The organism is Lederbergia galactosidilytica, from assembly GCF_017873565.1.
GTDB lineage: Bacteria > Bacillota > Bacilli > Bacillales > Bacillaceae_C > Lederbergia > Lederbergia galactosidilytica.
In genome coordinates this window covers 1-18187 of the sequence record NZ_JAGGKH010000008.1, presented here as the reverse complement: position 1 = coordinate 18187, position 18187 = coordinate 1, and the positions used below count along the sequence as shown (strand labels likewise).

Here is an 18187-nt window from a genome sequence, read left to right as displayed (position 1 = left end):
TTCCCTAGTGTCAAGCATCCTCAGGCTTCGCCTTCCGGGGTCTTGTCGAACTCTTACTTCCCGCAGGAGTCTACGTATATTTCCTCCGCTAAGGTAATGCAACATTCGCCTTTGAGGCTTAGCATTTTAGTTGTGTCCCAGCCTCTTTTTACAAAATTCTGTAACACAGAAACTCTTAAATTAGAAATCCCATTTTCTTTGCCTCAAATGTAAGCTCATCTCTAAATTTCGGATGGGCAATGTTAATTAATAATTTTGTTCTTTCGAAGATGCTTTTACCCTTTAATTGGGCGATTCCATATTCTGTTACAACATAATCAACATCATTTTTTGAGGTTGTTACAACAGAACCTGGGGCAAGAGTAGGCTGGATTCTAGAAATGGTATCATTTTTGGCTGTTGAATATAGACAGATAAAGCCTTTGCCATTCTTTGCAAATCGAACACCGGCTCCGAAGTCAGCCTGTCCTCCAGTGGAACTATAATATTTACCGGCAACAGTCTCGGATGCACATTGTCCGTAGAAATCAATTTCTGTAGATGCGTTGATCGCAACCATCTGGTCTTCTTGGGCGATGATGCGTGGATCATTTACTTGATCAACTGATAACATTTTAATTCCCTGGTTTTGATCCAAGAAATTATATAGCTTTTTTGATCCTAAAGCGAAGGTAGCGACCATTTTCTCTTTATGCGTCTTTTTCTCTGTTCCAGTAATGGCTCCATGTTGGACTAAATCGTAAATTCCATCTGTAAGCATCTCCGTATGGATTCCTAAGTTACGGTGGTGCCGTAATAAGCCGACGACAGCGTTCGGAATTCCGCCAATGCCTACTTGTAAAGTAGACCCATCATCAATCCTTTCTGCGATATAAGTTGCAATTTTTTTGTCGATGTCCCTTACGGGGATTTCTGGCAACTCGTGCAAAGGTTGATTATGATGGAGAAAACCTTCCACTTGTGAAATGTGAATTTTGTTTTCTCCGACCGATCGCGGTACATATTCATTTACTTGAATAATAAATGGAGCCTTACCAATAAAATGAGCTGTATAATCGGCTTCCGTGCCTAAGGAAAAATACCCATCTTCATCCATAGGGGATGTTTGACAGATAATCACAGGATTTACTGTGACACTCGTTAATAATTGCGGCATTTGATGAAAGTGGTTAGGCATTAAATCACATTTCCCTTTTAAAAAAGCCTTTCTTGCAAATCCACTCATAAAATAAGAAACATAGCGGATATTTGGATGTTCCCCCTGTATGTATTGGCGATTTTTCATCTCTAAAATTTGATGTATTCTTAAACTTGAAAATACATTAGGATTTTCGTCGATTGCAGTTAATAAATAATCAGGCTCGCCATTCCCCATAGCGACAATCACATCACGATGTTTACCTATGATAGTTAATAATTCAGCTAAATCTTTTTCCTTCTCTCCGATGGTCATGTCCGAACCGTCCTCCTACGTTGATGATAATAGAAATATACCAACTATTAGGACCTGGTGTCAATTTGGGGTCTGTCCCCCAGCGTATTACCGCTTTAATTGGATGGGGGACAGTCCCCTTCATAAAAGAAGAAGCTAATTAATATGATACGAGAGGGTGAGTTTTAGTTTTTAAAACTAATAATTAAGGAGTGATGGTGGGGATAGTGAGTAGAGAGATGTCGAAAGGCTAGACTGCAAGATATGTTTTATAGTGATTGTCTTACGGGGTTTTAGCAAAGGGCCTGACCCCCATTGCGTTAATACTTTATCACAATGGGGGACTGTCCCCGTATTAAATAGATGCCTCGTATATAGATTGAACAGCTTTTTGCAGAGTAGTGTTAAATTCCTCTTCGGTTTGGTCATTGTTTAAGTCTTGACTGAGGGCACGAGAGAAACTGGCGATGAGGCCCTGATTTTCTTTTAGTTTTGCATTAGCTTCGTCTGCGGAGTAACCACCGGAGAGGGCTACGACCCGAACGACTTTTGGATGATCAATTAATTCCTTATACAAGTTGGCTTTTGTAGGAATTGTGATTTTGAGCATAACATTTTCATTATCTTTTAATTGGTTGAGATGGTTTAATAGTTCTGTTTTTAAAAAGTCTTCGCATTTTTCTTTGTCTTGACTATGAATATCAACTTCAGGCTCGATAATAGGGACTAGTCCAGCCGCAATAATTTGCTTACCGATCTCAAATTGCTGATCAACTACAGCTTTAATTCCCTCAATATTTGCTTCTTTAATAACAGAGCGCATTTTCGTACCAAAAATATGACGCTCATTTGCACGTTTGAGTAGATCTCCAAGACCTGGGTTTGGCTTCATCAGTTGCACACCATTTGCCTCTTGATCAAGCCCTTTATCGACTTTAAGAAAAGGAACGATCCCTTTCTTTTCAGCTAAATAATCAGCGGTATACATATCTTCAATTTTACTATTCATGGTCTGCTCAAATAGAATAGCGCCTAAGATATAATTTGAATCAAAAGCAGGTGACGTAATAATACGTGTTCGCATTTTGTGAACTAAGTCAAACATTTCACTTTCATTTGAATAGGCATCCTCTGAGATACCATAAGCGGCAAGCGCCTTAGGTGTACTCCCTCCACTTTGGTCTAGTGCTGCGATAAAACCTTTTCCATTTTTGATTTTCTCAAACTGACTCTGGTTCATCATAACCACTCCTTTATCCAAATAGTGTCGTCTTGTACCTCAGAATTTAATCTTCCTACCATTATTTTAGCACTATTAAAAGATTGGTTATACTTATATGCACAGGGGTGAATGGCTATTAGTGAAAGAGATGCACTAGGTGCTCAATAATATGGAAGGAATTATATTGTAAAAACGCCTGGATGTTAAATCTCCCCTTAGTAAGTCGTCAAGGAACTCACTTTTTGAAGCCAATACGTAAATGTAAGCAAAGGTGTAAGCGCATCTTCATTTGCTTCGTATGCAGATGTAAATAACCCGTTCTCATTATTCCATAAACGTTCAAAATAGTTGTCTACATCCTTCATTATTGGGGTATTTGGCTTTGCAGTAATTGCAATATCATTTTCTAAATTCAAATCATCGAGATTTCTGGTCGTATGGTTGGCGGAACCACCGATTATCACACTTTTCTCCTGTCTTTTAATGTACAATAATTTTGTATGATATTGATCTTGTTCGGATTCGTACCAGCGGATGGTAATGCCCTTATCTTTTACTAACTCAGAGGCAACAGGCAAGTTAGGTAATCCTGTCTTTTGGTTACCGAAGGCCACTTTGTTCGGATCAAGTATAAGATTGATTTTAACTCCTCTGTCGCTTGCCTCATGGAATGCATTAATGACATCTCTATTGGCAATATAAAACATACCTGACCAAATAATATCTCCTTTTTTCGTATCGTTAATCTCCTCTACGAGATGTTTAAGGATCTTACCTTCTGTAAGGTATTGAACGGTAATCTCCTTTTTTTTAGCAGCCTTTTTCTCTGGAATGTTGATTTGGGTTTTTCCCCCGGAATAATCAATGACAGCTTGTTCAGCTTCAATCATATCCGAAATGATTTCTCCAGATACCTTAAAGCCAATATTGGAAGCAAAGCCGCTCTCATTATGAGGATTGGCTGAAGTGACAAGTGCACTTTTTTCTGTAATTAACACTTTTCTGTGATTCGCTTTTACATTGAATAGCTCTAGATATGACCGTATCGTAAAAGGGGGGGCTTCCTTTGCAAAAGGATTCGGTAACCACCCAGTTCCTTTTTGCCCGAAAGGCTGAAATAAAAGCCGCCATACAGAAGAGTAAGGTTTGTTGGAATCCCGCAGTTTACTAAGATTCGTTAGTACCACTTCAATATCATTATCTTCGAGTAATTGTACATGTTTTTCTTTATAAGAATGATAGCCATTATTGATTGGGTCCGTAATAAATACTACTTGTAACTTCGGATATCGTTGTTTTTGTTTAACTAATGCCTGTGTCAATTTGCCGCTTAAATCCGGAAAGTTCCTGTCTTGATCTGTATAATCATTAAATAAAAACATATCTACGACAACTATGTCCTTGGCCTCACTGATCATTTTAAAGGCTTCAGCAAATATTCCCTGTTCACTCGTCACTTCTCCATTTGTTTTTTCATATGTAAGATCTTTTAAAAATTCCACATTATCTGTGTAATAAATATCTCCTTCATATGACAATCCAGGGGGGAGAGATTTAAGATGATTATAGATTCCTATAGTGATAACTACCAAAAAAAAAGTAGTGAACAATATCAACTTTATTTTCTTTCTATTTCTATGTTCATCAGAATCCATATACACGCGCCCTCCTTCTTCAAATTTGTTTTCCCCCAGTTTGTTCAATAAAACATTTTCTAAAATTAAACTTACTAGCAGAGGCTGGGAGATAACTAAAATGCTAAGCCTCAAAAGCGAATATTGCATTACCTTAGCGAAGTATATTTCCGGAGTGCGTTATATTCACGCTAATAGTTCGGACTTTACTCAAGCGAAAACACTTTTGTACTAGCCTCAGCGCTTTCAGTTTCTTCTAGAGAAAGATACTATGAGTAGATGTTTTGTCTATTAAACTATTCTCCTTTACTTCAAGAGCTCCTTGCTCGCAACTTTTGTCAACTCTGTTAAGACTTAAAATGTGGAGGGAAATTTGCTGAAAAGGCGCTAATTCTTGATGTTAAATGAGAGAGGGAGTTAGGAGCGCAACTTGATAGGGTGTTTTGGATACAGATAGAGTTCGATCTATGCTAGATAAAAATTTTATATTAAAGTGCTCATTGGATCTTAATCATTTGGCTCTCTCCCGGATATTACAGTCTATGTAATGTGGTAAGCTAAGGGGACGAGGAGATTGCTTGAATTATGCTAGTTTAGGAATAGGATTTGAAGGAAGGCATACTTTTTTAAGTTTAGAAAAGTGCCTTGAGAAGTGTAAAGTTGTTTTAAAGAGAGAAGCTACCAGTTTGGCTTGGCTTCCCTTGAATAATCTATGGTAGCGGGAGCTCACTTTTGCTTATCAGCAGTTAGTTTAGCTTTTGCTTATCAATTACCAGCAAAAAAATCCCAAAGTTCGAGTTGCAGAATTATCTGCATTTACTTTGAGATGTAGAATGCGTGGGATTTACTAGCTAATGTCAATAAAAGAAAAACTGCTGGAAAGGAGTTTCCAACAGTTTTTCTTCTACATTAATTCCGTACGAGATAATCAAAGGCGCTTAAGGATGCAGTGGCACCAGATCCCATCGAAATAATAATTTGCTTAAATGGGGCAGTTGTACAGTCACCTGCAGCAAATACGCCAGGTACATTGGTTTCTCCACGCGGGTTCACCACAATTTCCCCGAACTTATTGCGCTCAACGGTGTCGCCAAGCCAATCTGTATTTGGTACAAGACCGATTTGAACAAATACGCCGGATAATTCGATATGTTGTTCTGTTTCTGTGTCACGTTCAATGTAAGTAATCCCATTGACACTGTCTGATCCGGTAATTTCCTTTGTTTGTACATTCTTTAGGACCGTTACATTTGGTAGTTTGTAAAGACGATCTTGAAGAACAGAATCAGCTTTCAATTCAGGCATAAATTCAAGAACTGTGACATGTTTCACAATGCCAGCAAGGTCAATAGCAGCCTCAATCCCGGAATTCCCACCGCCAATAACGGCTACGTGTTTTCCTTCAAACAATGGGCCATCACAGTGAGGGCAGTATGCAACACCTTTGTTTTTGAATTCAGCTTCGCCTGGTACACCAACATTACGCCAGCGTGCGCCTGTTGAAAGGATGACGGTCTTACTTTTTAGTACAGCACCGTTTTCCAATTCGATTTCAATATGGTCTTTCTTTTCTAACCGTTTTGCACGTTGTAAATTCATGACATCAATATTGTATTCTTTCACGTGCTCTTCAAGATTTGCAGCAAGTTTTGGACCTTCTGTATGATTCACACTAATAAAGTTCTCGATGCTAGCAGTGTCCAAAATTTGACCACCAAAACGGTCAGCAACAATCCCAGTACGGATGCCTTTACGTGCTGCATAAACAGCTGCACTTGCGCCTGCTGGTCCGCCACCTACTACAAGTACATCGAACGGATCTTTATCAGCAAATTCAGAGGCATCTGGAGCACTTCCAAGTTTTGCGAGAATTTCTTCAAGCGTCATCCGTCCATTACCAAATGGCTCACCATTCAGGTATACAGTAGGTACAGCCATAATATTTTTGCTTTCCACTTCTTCCTTATATGCTGCACCATCAATCATTGTATGAGTAATATTAGGGTTAAGAACACTCATCGTATTCAACGCCTGTACAACATCAGGACAATTTTGACAGCTTAAGCTAACATAAGTTTCAAAGTGATAGTTTTCTTGAATTGCTTGCACTTGATCGATGACTTTTTGATCGACCTTAGGTGCTCTTCCACTTACTTGAAGTAAAGCAAGGACAAGTGAAGTAAATTCATGTCCAAGTGGAACGCCAGCAAAAGTAATCCCAGTCTCTTCACCGATACGGTTAACACTAAAGCTTGGTGTTCTCTCAAGATCAGCGTGTTCTACTTTAATGTGAGCAGACATAGTCGCTAGCTCGTCCACAAGATCAAGCATTTCGCGGGAAACTTGATCAGTTCCCGCGCTCACTTTAAGTAAGATGTCGCCTTCCAACATTTGGAGGTATTGGGCTAATTGTGCTTTGATATTTTCATCTAGTAGCATTTAATGCACTCCTTAAATCTTACCTACAAGATCAAGACTTGGTTTTAATGTTTTAGCGCCTTCTTCCCATTTTGCCGGGCAAACTTCACCAGGATTGTTGCGCACATATTGAGCTGCTTTAATTTTTCCAACAAGCGTGCTTGCGTCACGGCCGATACCATCAGCATTGATTTCAGCAGCTTGAACGATACCGTCTGGGTCGATAATGAATGTACCGCGTTGAGCAAGACCAGCTTCTTCATCTAATACATCAAAGTTGCGAGAAATAACTTGTGAAGGGTCACCGATCATTGTATATTCAATTTTACTAATTGCATCTGAGTGATCATGCCATGCTTTATGAACAAAATGTGTATCCGTTGAAACGGAATAGATTTCAGCTCCAAGCTCTTTTAGTTCTGCATATTGATTTTGCAGATCCTCAAGTTCAGTAGGGCAAACGAATGAAAAGTCTGCTGGATAAAAGCAAACGACAGTCCATTGTCCTTTAAAATTTTCTTCTGAAACTTCAATAAATTCACCGTTACTACTGTTGTATGCTGATGCTTTGAATGGTAGTATTTCTTTTCCAATTAAAGACATATGCTATTCCTCCTAATGTATTTTAATATTTTCCATTACTAACTATAATTATTCTAATACAACAGTAATTATCATATACAAGCGAATTTTTGTCAAATTATATCTATTCTTTAAGAATTATCCATTAATTTGTCAATAGAAGTTTATATAAAAACCGTTTTTATCTATTCACTTCTTGCCAATCACAGAAAATTAGGAAGGAGCGTAATGTCTAGTAAAAAGTTTTAATTCTCAATTACTGTATATGTTTCTCGATGTATTAATTGATTTTACCTCTATTCTTTCCAAGAGGTAGGTTATCTACTCATTGAAGACCCCCGCGGCTATAAAGGATTCACACTGTGTTGGTTTTGAAAGATGGTTAAAAGTAGCCACCTGAGCACAAATTTATTATCCTACTGCCCTATTCTATATTCTCTCCACTTAAATCTTTCAGTTGCTTTTTTCTTATTATTTCAGTATTATTTAGATGTATAATAGTTAGATATCTAACTATATTAGACCAGGATAATTCTTTTTAGATGAAGGGATTCTATGGTTGAACAAGGGAACTCCTATTGATTTTTTGAAAGCATATTCTTCTAGAAGTAAAGATGAACGAATTTATTCCTCTATGAGGAGAGCTTTGTAAAAAGTAAACTTAGCTTTTGAAAAGGAGAATTCTAGAGTGAGAAGGGTAGAGAATAAAGTAGCGTTATTAACTGGGAGCGCTTCGGGAATTGGCTTGTCTACAGCAAGATTAATGGCAAAGGAAGGGGCCAAGGTTGTTATTGCTGACTTCAATTTAGAAGGTGCCCAGCAAGCGGCAGAGGAGATTAGAACTCAAGGTGGTGAGGCTGTCGGCATATTTATTGATGCCGCTGATAGTAAAACAATTGAGGAAGCCGTTGAATTTACTGTTCATCATTATGGGAAAATAAATGTTCTTTTTAACAATGTGGGTCTTACGAACTTGCAGAAGGATTTAGATGTAGTGAATATTGACTTGGATGAATGGGATCGTCTACTGAATGTGAACCTTAAAAGTGTATTAATGGGAAGTAGATTAGCAATTCCACATATGATTGAGGCGGGTGGAGGTTCAATTATTAACACAGCTTCAATGGCCGGCTTTTATGGGGATGCGATTCGTGCAGCATATGGAGCGTCAAAAGCTGGTGTTATCAATTTAACGAGATATATTGCGACTCAATATGGTAAAAACAAAATTCGTTGCAATGCGGTAGCACCGGGATTGATCCTAACTCCTGCGGCCAAAAGAAATATGGATCCTGAAGTATTGGATATTTTTGAGAAATACAATGCATTGCCTTATCACGGTGAAGCAGACGATATTGGTTATACAGTGCTTTTCTTGGCTTCAGACGAGTCTAAATTTATTACGGGGCAAACGATTCAAGTTGAAGGTGGACATTATATGGGAAATCCTAGTAGTCCTGACTTTAGAGAATATATGAATAAAGCTAAGACGGAAGGACAGGTTTAGTGTTGAGATTGATTTCATCAATCAAAGAAATGCTGACCTTTGAATTAAAAAGCCAGGAAGTAAAATAATAGTTGGTAATAGAAAGGGGAATAAAAATCATGAAACTGAGTGGGAAAGTTGCGATTGTGACAGGTAGTGCCTCTGGTATTGGTAGGGGGATTGCTCTAGCAATGGCTAAAGAAGGCGCCCATGTAGCGATTGTTGATATAAATGAAGAAAAAGGGGAGGAAACTCTTGCTGATGTTAATCAATTAACAGAAGGCGCCCTGTTTATAAAAGATATTTCTAAGAAGGAAAATGTTTATGAGATTGTTATGGCAGTTACCGAAAAGTTTGGCAAGATAGACATCTTAGTGAATAACGCGCATGTTTCTAGACAAGCATCATTTATAGAGACAACAGAAGAATTACTTGATTTATCATTTGGAACAGGATTTTACCCTACCTTCCATTTTATGCAAGCAGCCTATCCTGAACTAAAGAAAGCTCAGGGAAAAGTGATAAACTTTGCTTCAGGTGCTGGACTGGATGGACAGGTGACACAAACATCTTATGCGGCTGCTAAAGAAGCGATTCGTGCTATTTCACGGGTTGCAGCTAATGAATGGGGACCTGAGGGGATTAATGTGAACTTAATTTCTCCAATTGCCCTAACTCCTGGCGTGGAGCAATGGCGTGAAAATGCCCCAGAACTGTACGAGGCCATGCTTAATCGCATTCCATTACGGCGTCTAGGTGATCCTGAGCAAGATATTGGCCAAGTAGCGGTATTTTTAGCAAGTAATGACTCTGACTATATTACAGGTCAAACAATTATGGTTGATGGCGGTTCTATTAAATTACGTTAAGGAGTGATTTTCATGGGAAGATTAGACAATAAAGTAGCCATTATTACGGGTGGAGCATCTGGTATTGGGGAAGGTATGGTTGATTTATTCAGTCAAGAAGGTGCGATTGTTATTGCTGCAGATATTAACGAGGAAGCACTTGAAAAAGTCAGTCAGAAAGACAATGTATATGGTATGAAACTAAATGTAGCTTCTGATGAAAGTTGGGCTGCTTTTGCTAAGGAGGTAAAAGGGCGATTTGGTCGAATCGATATCCTTGTGAACAATGCGGGTATTTCTTCAGAGAAGGCTTTTACAGACATTGACCTCGATGATTGGCAAAAAATGATGTCTATTAACGGATTTGGCCCATTTGCTGGTATGAAACATGTGGCTCCATATATGGCAGAACAAAAGAAAGGTTCTATTGTGAATATTTCATCCTATACGGCACAAATTGGTCAAGGCTTTAACCACTATTCTGCTTCTAAAGGAGCGGTCCGTGCCATTTCAAAGGCAGCTGCTACGACATTTGGTAAACAAGGTATACGTGTAAATGCCTTATTCCCGGGTATTATTGAAACACCAATGACAGAAGCTTTAAGCACTTCGAAGGAATTACTAGGTCACCTCATCCAAGCTACACCTCTTCAACGATTAGGAAAGCCAGCAGATATTGCAAGTGCAGCATTATTTTTAGCATCTGACGAATCATCTTATATCACTGGGGCTGAACTAGTGATTGATGGTGGATTCTCAGCTCAATAACATGTTAAGGTATTGATCAGTTGAAACAAGTGGGGAAAGATTGTTTTTCTCTACTTGTCTTTTCTGCTTTTTTAGGAAGTAGAACCGTAATAATATATAGTTTTGTAAGGATGGACTGGATCCTAAGATAAGAAAGGAGGGAAACTAATGAGGGAGCAGACGATTTTTGAAATTATTCACAATATGGATAAAGTGACCAATAATTTAATTATCCAGTGGAATAAAATTTTTTATGAAGATCTCGGTGTTTCGCATATTCTCGTGTTAGCTCATTTAATTACAAATGGGAAAAGTCGACCATCTGATATAGCTAAAACACTTGGGCTGACCCCGCCGACGTTAACCCATTTATCAGAGAAGCTTGTGCAGAAAGATTTGGCCAATAGGGTGGTTGATTCTACTGATCGTCGAATTGTTTATCTCGATATAACGGATAAAGGAATTGAAATGACTAAGAGAGCAAACATAGAAGGACAAAAGCTTCGTAGAAGTTTATTTGAGAAGCTTACTGATGAAGAAAGACACCAATTATTACATATTTATAAAAAGCTTAGTAACCCTTCATAATATTATGAAAGGGTTTTTGAGCGATATAGGTTGGGTTTGTAGGAAAGTTTCATTCATCAAAGAAAAAATGTTCCTAGGGAAATAGCAAAGTCTGCCTTATAATAGAGTTAGGTAGTTTTACATAATAATATAGGCGGGAAAAAAATGAGCTTAATCATATTGTATGTCACAAATATGCTCGGGTATATGCTTGTAGCATTACCATTCTATATAATAGGGCGGATTGTCTTTGTGAAAAGAATGAGAAGCCAAGTAAATTTATGGCGCGAATTAGTTTTAGGCATGTTTGTTCTATATATGGTTGGATTAGCTTCTCAAACGATTATTCCTCAATGGAGTGCTGGAATTCTCGCTGAAACAGGGGAATTTTATTTTGATGTCTATTTACGAAGCGCTCAAGTAAACCTTATTCCCTTCCGTACCCTCAATGCGTATTTTTTTCATACATATACCTATGTAGATAATTGGAATAGCGTATCACTGGTGAATATTATTGGAAATAGTTTTTTGTTTTCCCCTATTGGTTTTCTGATGCCCTGTCTTTGGAAACGTTGGCAAAGCTTAAAAAGGATTTTATGGATTGCGCTTGGAGTGACTTGTACCATAGAATTCATTCAGTTGTTTATTGGACGCAGTACGGATATTGATGATGTCATTTTAAATACGGTAGGTGTCATGCTGGGGTATGGCTTATTCGCTATTGTTCACGCTAAATGGGATGCTAAATTAAAAAGAGCAGGATATTCACCATATTGAGGGGAGATTTTATGTCTATCACCATGCATAATTCCCCAAAATTCTATGGTATGATCATACATACCTTATAAGCGTATACGACATATAAAAATAAGGAATGAAGGTGGACAATATGGATAAGACGGAAGGCAAAGTTACGCACAGACCAGTAAAAGAAAAAGAACAGTTAGTGAATCGATTAAAGCGTATTGAAGGCCAAGTTCGCGGTATTCAAAATATGATTGAGAATGATCGTTATTGTGTGGATATCCTTACACAGATCTCAGCCATAAATGCCGCGATGAATAAGGTTGGCCTTCAATTGTTAGAAAGGCATACTCAGCATTGTGTATCAGATGCGATAAAGGATGGAAACGAGGAAGAGGCCATTCAAGAATTGATGGATGTGTTTAAGCGATTTACAAAGACCTCTTAAAAACCGGTCATGTGCTGGTTTTTGTTTTTGCTGCTTGAATTGTAAGGTTTAGCGTGAAAAAAGTGAAAGATATTATTAAAGAGCAAGGATGTGACATAGCCTAAATGCTAGGTATGATAGAAACTGCTCAAAGAGATCGTGCCGGTTGCCGTGCATGATCTCTTTCTTAAGGGAACGAAATTTCGTTGCAAAGGATAAATAAACATTATTGTCCATTTTATCATTGCTTATTAATGATCAATACACGAACATTTTTGTTAAAGGAGATTGAATTGTTAGTCAATGCATTTCCTTAACTTAGTTGTTCGGATTTGAATGCTAAGATCTCTATTATGAAATTGATTCTATTAGTAACTGATTATACAACTGTTAAAAGTCCATAGTAATATGATTAAAGGAATCCCTTAGTTCGATTAGTTCGTATAAATCATGAAGGAGGTGCGATTATTTAGTGGTTTTTCGCTCAAAAATAGATGTCTTTTATGTTAATTTTATGCTGATAGTAGTACTCATTATTGCTTTGGGATCATTATTTCCCTTATTTATTGAGGAAGTTCGGAATGAATGGATAGCGGTTTTAATATTGGTTTCAATATTTATTGTTTTGGTAAGTTTTATTCTATGGACAAATTTTACAGTTAAGTATATTTTTTACCGAGACTATTTATTTATAAAGGGTGGGCCGTTTAAAAGTAGAATTCCATACAAAAATATAACTGAGGTATCACGCACAACGGCGATTTTTACGGGACACAGAATAATGTCGTCAAGAGACGGGCTTGAAATTTTCAACAAAACGACTTTTTTGGGGAGTATAAAGATTTCACCGAAAAATAAAAGGGAGTTTATTATCGAGCTTAAAAAAAGATGTCCTAATATAAAGATAAGAGAATAGAAATTTGTGATGCCCTTCTTAATATATGGACAGTTGTGTAATTGGATGTTTGGCAGTTTTGACAGAGTACAACTTCCTTCTGCTAATTGTGAAAGGTATTTCACTCACTTTTCAAGATGCCTGAAACTAAAATAGATCGTAGTCCCTTTTCCTATATAAAGCTAGAAAAGAAATTATCGAAGGAGAGTTAAGTGATGAACAAAATACATAATAAAATATGGATTCTACTGCTACTATTAACCGTTCTCATGATGAGTGGTTGTGGGAAAGAGGAAAAACCGGAAAGCAATAATATGCAGGTAGAGAAAAATCCGATTGTTACCATTGAGATGGAAGGTGGGGGGACGATTAAAGTAGAGTTAGAGCCTAATGTAGCGCCTAATACAGTCGCAAATTTCGTTTCTCTTGTGGAGGATCAATATTATGATGGTCTGACTTTTCATCGTGTCATCCCTAGTTTCATGGTTCAAGGTGGTGACCCCGACGGAAATGGTACAGGCGGCCCCGGCTACAGTATTGCAGGTGAGTTTTCAACGAATGACTTTGAGAATAATATAAAACATGAGCGTGGTGTCATTTCAATGGCTCGATCCCAAGATCCTAATTCCGCAGGCTCACAGTTTTTTATTATGGTAGCGGATGTTTCACAACTTGATGGAGATTATGCTGCTTTCGGGAAAGTGACAGAAGGAATGGATGTTGTCGATCAAATTGTCAGTGTTGAAAGGGATGCAGTAGATAAGCCACTGGAAGAGCAAAAAATGAAAAAAGTAACAGTTGAAACATTCGGTATTACCTATCCAGCTGTAAAGAAAGTCCAATAATGCAGTATGACGATTGTGACTGTGCTTTAGCTGTATGTCTATAAAACAGGCGTTTTACGCCTGTTTCATAGTGTTTATGAAAATATAAATAGCTGAAACACTGTTATGAGTAAAAAATAAAATGTCTAATTAAAAATACATCTGAATAAGCTAGATGATATGTCACTTTATTTATTTCTTTTATGTCTTTAGTGATAATACCTTTATTTTTCAAAGGAATTATTACAGTTATTATAGAATAATTAGTGTAAGACTTTAAAATTAAATGAAGTGGAAGGGGGAGAATAACATGGATAAAGTGAAGGACCTTAATCGGGAGAATATAAGGAGTTTCTTAGAAACAGTTCATGTAGAAACAGGTGAGAGGAAAACTTTAGCGGTATTTAATCAAATAATTGAAGCGCCTAATTGGACAAAAGATGGAAAGTTACTTTATAACAGTGGTGGAAAACTGTATATCTTTGATATTCAATCTAATGAAAACACTTTCATAAACTCAGGGTTTGCTATCTCCTGTAATAATGATCATGTTTTATCTCCTGATGAAGAATATATTGGGATTAGTCATCATACTCATGAAGATCGACAATCCCGTATTTATATTTTACCACGAGATGGCGGAGATCCGACTCTCATTACTCCATTGGGACCTTCTTACTTACATGGATGGTCTCCTGATGGTAGGGAGTTATCATACTGTGCTGAGCGGAATGGTCAATATAATATTTATACCATTCCAGTAATTGGAGGAGTAGAGAAACAATTGACTTTTACTCCAGGATTAGATGATGGTCCCGAGTATTCATCAGATGGTCGTTATATTTGGTTTAACTCAACACGCACTGGCCTTATGCAAATATGGCGAATGAATACTGATGGAAGTGAGCAAACCCAAATGACATTTGAAGAAAGTAATAATTGGTTTCCTCATATGTCTCCTGATGGCCAATATGTTGTGTATATCGCGTATCGGAAAGGTGATGTAGAACCTGATGATCATCCAGCTAATAAGAATGTTGAGCTTCGTTTAATGCCAAGTACCGGTGGTGAATCGCGTATGCTCGTAAAGTTATTCGGAGGTCAAGGAACGATTAATGTTAATTCGTGGTCACCAGATAGTAAACAATTGGCTTTTGTAAGCTACGAGCTTTATTAAAAGCAAAACCCCATGATTTTTTTGCGACCCAAAGAACCTGTCTGAAAAAGTAGAGTGGGCTCTACTGCAGCCTATTCTGTGTGAGGTGCATGTTGAGAATCATATGAATAAATTAACTGAAGAGCTGTATAGCTTGTTGCCGCAAACCAATATAGTTGAAGGGGAAATTGTAGAATGGATGACTTGTGATCGTGGAATAGATGGCGGGTTTGTGGACACTTATTTGATCTTGACAAAAGATTCGCTTTATCGATTTACCAATGTTCATGAGAAGAAAAAAGAAAAGATTTTTAAAGGATTTAAGGTATTCACTCAAAAAGAAAAGAAGCACATCCCTTTAGAGATAAGCAAATTTCACATTGATCAATTTAAGGTAGAAAGAGTTAACAGTATTCATATTGTGAATCTAGTAGCCTCTGGCCTTATTATTATCAAAGCTCCAGAGGAACGAGCGCTTGCGGCTGTTACAAATGGGCAGATGGCGACGGCGGCCAAGTTTGTTTCAACCTTTATGGAAATAAAGAATGATGAAGCGATCGAGCGCCATGAAGAGGATGACACAAGTGTAAAGTCCTGTCCTACATGTGGAATGATTTATCCGGAAGAGGGGAGGCAAATCTGTCCAAAATGTCTCAAAAAAGGCGCTATATTTACAAGACTACTAGGATTTACAGCTAATCATAGATGGTCCATTTTCTTCATTATATTATTTATGGTCCTCAACTCTGCAACAGGCCTTGTGATCCCTTATTTCCAAGGGACTGTCTTATTTGATCAAGCGTTAGGTGGAACAGGCATATTTGCGGGGAAAATTACACTCGTAATTATGTTGATTATTCTTTTTCGAACATTGTCTTTAGCTTTTGGGATTTTATTTGGTGTAATCAATGCCCGAATGGCCGCTAATATTGTCTTTGATTTAAAAGCAAATATATTCACCTCAATGCAACGATTATCATTATCGTTCTTTCAGCAAAAACAGACAGGTCAATTGATGACAAGGGTAAATGATGATGCAAATGAGCTACAGTTTTTCTTTGTCGATGGGATCCCTTATTTTATTGTCAATGCAATGAATATTATTGGTGTCACAACGATACTGCTCGTAATGGATTGGAAACTGACCCTCGTTTGCTTGGTTCCATTGCCATTTGTCGTTCTATTGATCCGCTCGGTTTTTCCGAAATTATGGAGAATGTCTTGGAAAAGGCATAGGAAGGCAAGTGCGATGAATTCCATAATTAGTGATACGGTTCGTGGTGTAAGGATTGTGAAGGCATTTGGAAAGGAGAAAGTAGAGATTGATCGCTTTCAGGGAGCAAACGTTTCCTTTTCAGATGCTGAGCAGAAGTTGAATAAACTGAATAGTACCATTTTTCCTATCATTAATATGCTAACTCAGATTGGTGGTGTTTTAATTTGGGCTTTCGGCGGTTGGCGAGTGATGGGGGGAGGATTGACATTTGGAGAGATCATGACTTTCATTACGTATATTTACATGTTATTTGGTCCAATTCAATTTATGAATGACATTGCTGGTTGGTGGTCCTATTGTATGTCGGCAGCACAGCGGGTTTTTGAGATTCAAGATGCCGTGCCAGAAATTACTGAAAAGGAAGATGCTCTCCATCTAGAAAAACTTACAGGCGATGTTGTAATTTCAAGGTGTAGTTTTCATTATGAAGCCAATAAACCGATTTTACGAGATGTATCATTACGAGCAAATTCAGGGCAAATGATAGGCATTGTGGGTCCTTCAGGGGCGGGGAAATCGACGTTGGTGAATTTGATTTCACGGATCTATGAAGTGAATGAAGGGGAAATTAAACTCGATGGAATTAATGTAAAGGATCTTACATCTGATACATTGCGAAAACATATTGGTATTGTCTCGCAGGAAGTGTATGTTTTTATTGGCACGATTGCAGAAAACATTGCTTATGCAAATCCAGAGTGTTTACTTGAAGATATTATCCATGCAGCTAAAGTGGCAAATGCACATAATTTTATTATGAATTTACCAGACGGGTATGATACGGTCGTGGGCACTGGTGGCTATAATTTGTCGGGAGGTGAAAAGCAACGAATCTCGATTGCCAGAGCCATTTTACATGATCCGCAAATCTTGATACTAGATGAAGCTACGGCATCGCTAGACACAGAGACGGAATTACAGATTCAGGAGGCTCTTGAGTCTCTGGCACAAGGGAGAACGACAATTGCGATTGCCCATCGTTTATCGACATTGCGAAATGCTGATTACTTGTATGTGATGGAAAATGGGCGAATTGTTGAGGATGGAACCCATGAGACACTTATGAAGAATGATGGGATCTATGCGGGCATGGTGAAAAAACATGAAGAAGCGTTAAAGATGAAAGAGGCGATTTAAATGGCAAAGCTTAATATAGAGAGGCAGAGTCATGAAAGCAAATCAGACCTAGCAGAGGCAGCAAAGATAAATTATTTAACCGAACAGAATGCCATGTTTGTGGAAAATGATGGCCGTATGTTGTCAGTCCATGTTGAGCAAAAAGTATATTCTGCCGTCTATTTATATTGTTCTTTTCCCCATCGGAATAATCGTATCTTTATTTCAGTTCGAACAGATGAAAATGAAGAAATTGGCATCATAAAAAGCTTAGATGATTTTTCAGATAAAATAATATGCTTGCTCGAAGAACATATTAACTTACGTTATTTTGCGCCAGAAATTATAAAAGTAAATAAAATTACCGAAGAATTCGGTTATTCCTATTGGGAAACAGAGACCACCTCTGGAAACTGTTATTTTACAGTCCGGATGGGAAAAGGAAATGTTACTGCTGTCACAGCCGTTAAAATATTAATCACCGATGTCGACGGTAACCGCTTTATCATAAAGGACTTAACAGCCCTTACAGATAAAGAATACCGCATGGTCGAAATGTGCATGACATAAAGAAAAGCGAAAGCGCCCGTTTAGCGATGTACAAATTTAAAGGCTTCTGACGAGATAAAGGAAACACAACGAGCCAGGGGTGAGTTGATGTTGACTTATCGTAGGAAGAAGGCGTAAATTTGCTAGTCGCTGGGCGCTACAGCTAGCCAAAGAAAAGCGAAAGCGCCCGTTTAGCGATGTACAAATTTAAAGGCTTCTGACGAGATAAAGGAAACACAACGAGCCAGGGGTGAGTTGATGTTG

The 18187-nt window shown here is 38.0% G+C and carries 16 protein-coding genes; 11 read left to right on the top strand and 5 right to left on the bottom strand.

Going from position 1 to position 18187, the window contains the following annotated elements; genetic code table 11:
• Positions 1-175 precede the first annotated feature (175 nt).
• The 5 genes from J2Z23_RS09840 to ahpC all read right to left on the bottom strand — a co-directional run bounded on the left by J2Z23_RS09840 (position 176) and on the right by ahpC (position 7309).
• A complete protein-coding gene (locus tag J2Z23_RS09840) occupies positions 176-1453 on the bottom strand; it encodes an acetyl-CoA hydrolase/transferase family protein (protein ID WP_057981651.1) in 1278 nt (425 codons plus the stop codon).
• A 334-nt stretch (positions 1454-1787) separates the two neighbouring features.
• Positions 1788-2672 carry a fructose bisphosphate aldolase gene (locus J2Z23_RS09835; RefSeq protein WP_057981652.1) on the bottom strand — a complete coding sequence of 295 codons (885 nt, stop codon included), beginning with the start codon at positions 2670-2672 and terminating at the stop codon, positions 1788-1790.
• Positions 2673-2869: 197 nt separating this feature from the next.
• Entirely contained in the window at positions 2870-4192 is a 1323-nt protein-coding gene (locus tag J2Z23_RS09830; RefSeq protein ID WP_238482701.1) for a phospholipase D family protein, read from the bottom strand.
• 1005 nt (positions 4193-5197) lie between these two features.
• Positions 5198-6727 carry an alkyl hydroperoxide reductase subunit F gene (ahpF, locus tag J2Z23_RS09825; protein ID WP_057981654.1) on the bottom strand — a complete coding sequence of 510 codons (1530 nt, stop codon included), beginning with the start codon at positions 6725-6727 and terminating at the stop codon, positions 5198-5200.
• Between the two features lie 12 nt (positions 6728-6739).
• Entirely contained in the window at positions 6740-7309 is a 570-nt protein-coding gene (ahpC, locus tag J2Z23_RS09820) for an alkyl hydroperoxide reductase subunit C (RefSeq protein ID WP_057981655.1), read from the bottom strand.
• A 667-nt stretch (positions 7310-7976) separates the two neighbouring features.
• On the opposite strand from ahpC, the gene J2Z23_RS09815 reads away from it, so the two are divergent.
• The 11 genes from J2Z23_RS09815 (at position 7977) to J2Z23_RS09765 (ending at position 17944) form a co-directional block, all read left to right on the top strand.
• On the top strand, positions 7977-8795 hold the full coding sequence (locus J2Z23_RS09815) for an SDR family NAD(P)-dependent oxidoreductase (RefSeq protein ID WP_057981656.1): 819 nt from the start codon (positions 7977-7979) through the stop codon (positions 8793-8795).
• A 98-nt stretch (positions 8796-8893) separates the two neighbouring features.
• Positions 8894-9643 (top strand): SDR family NAD(P)-dependent oxidoreductase, encoded by a 750-nt coding sequence (locus J2Z23_RS09810; protein WP_057981657.1) that lies wholly within the window; start codon positions 8894-8896, stop codon positions 9641-9643.
• A gap of 12 nt (positions 9644-9655) precedes the next feature.
• Complete coding sequence (locus J2Z23_RS09805) at positions 9656-10390, top strand: SDR family NAD(P)-dependent oxidoreductase (RefSeq protein WP_057981658.1); 735 nt, start codon at positions 9656-9658, stop codon at positions 10388-10390.
• Between the two features lie 147 nt (positions 10391-10537).
• Entirely contained in the window at positions 10538-10957 is a 420-nt protein-coding gene (locus J2Z23_RS09800; protein WP_057981659.1) for a MarR family winged helix-turn-helix transcriptional regulator, read from the top strand.
• Positions 10958-11101: 144 nt separating this feature from the next.
• The gene (locus J2Z23_RS09795) at positions 11102-11713 is read left to right on the top strand and encodes a VanZ family protein (protein ID WP_209973787.1); all 612 of its coding nucleotides are present in this window, start codon (positions 11102-11104) and stop codon (positions 11711-11713) included.
• A 112-nt stretch (positions 11714-11825) separates the two neighbouring features.
• A complete protein-coding gene (locus J2Z23_RS09790) occupies positions 11826-12128 on the top strand; it encodes a metal-sensing transcriptional repressor (protein WP_057981661.1) in 303 nt (100 codons plus the stop codon).
• A gap of 451 nt (positions 12129-12579) precedes the next feature.
• Complete coding sequence (locus tag J2Z23_RS09785) at positions 12580-13023, top strand: PH domain-containing protein (protein ID WP_209973785.1); 444 nt, start codon at positions 12580-12582, stop codon at positions 13021-13023.
• A 194-nt stretch (positions 13024-13217) separates the two neighbouring features.
• A complete protein-coding gene (locus J2Z23_RS09780; RefSeq protein ID WP_057981663.1) occupies positions 13218-13847 on the top strand; it encodes a peptidylprolyl isomerase in 630 nt (209 codons plus the stop codon).
• A gap of 289 nt (positions 13848-14136) precedes the next feature.
• Positions 14137-15003, top strand: a complete 867-nt coding sequence (locus J2Z23_RS09775) for a TolB family protein (protein ID WP_064467611.1) — start codon at positions 14137-14139, stop codon at positions 15001-15003.
• Between the two features lie 103 nt (positions 15004-15106).
• A complete protein-coding gene (locus J2Z23_RS09770) occupies positions 15107-17395 on the top strand; it encodes an ABC transporter ATP-binding protein (protein ID WP_057981665.1) in 2289 nt (762 codons plus the stop codon).
• Complete coding sequence (locus J2Z23_RS09765; RefSeq protein WP_057981666.1) at positions 17396-17944, top strand: DUF1854 domain-containing protein; 549 nt, start codon at positions 17396-17398, stop codon at positions 17942-17944.
• Positions 17945-18187 lie beyond the last annotated feature (243 nt).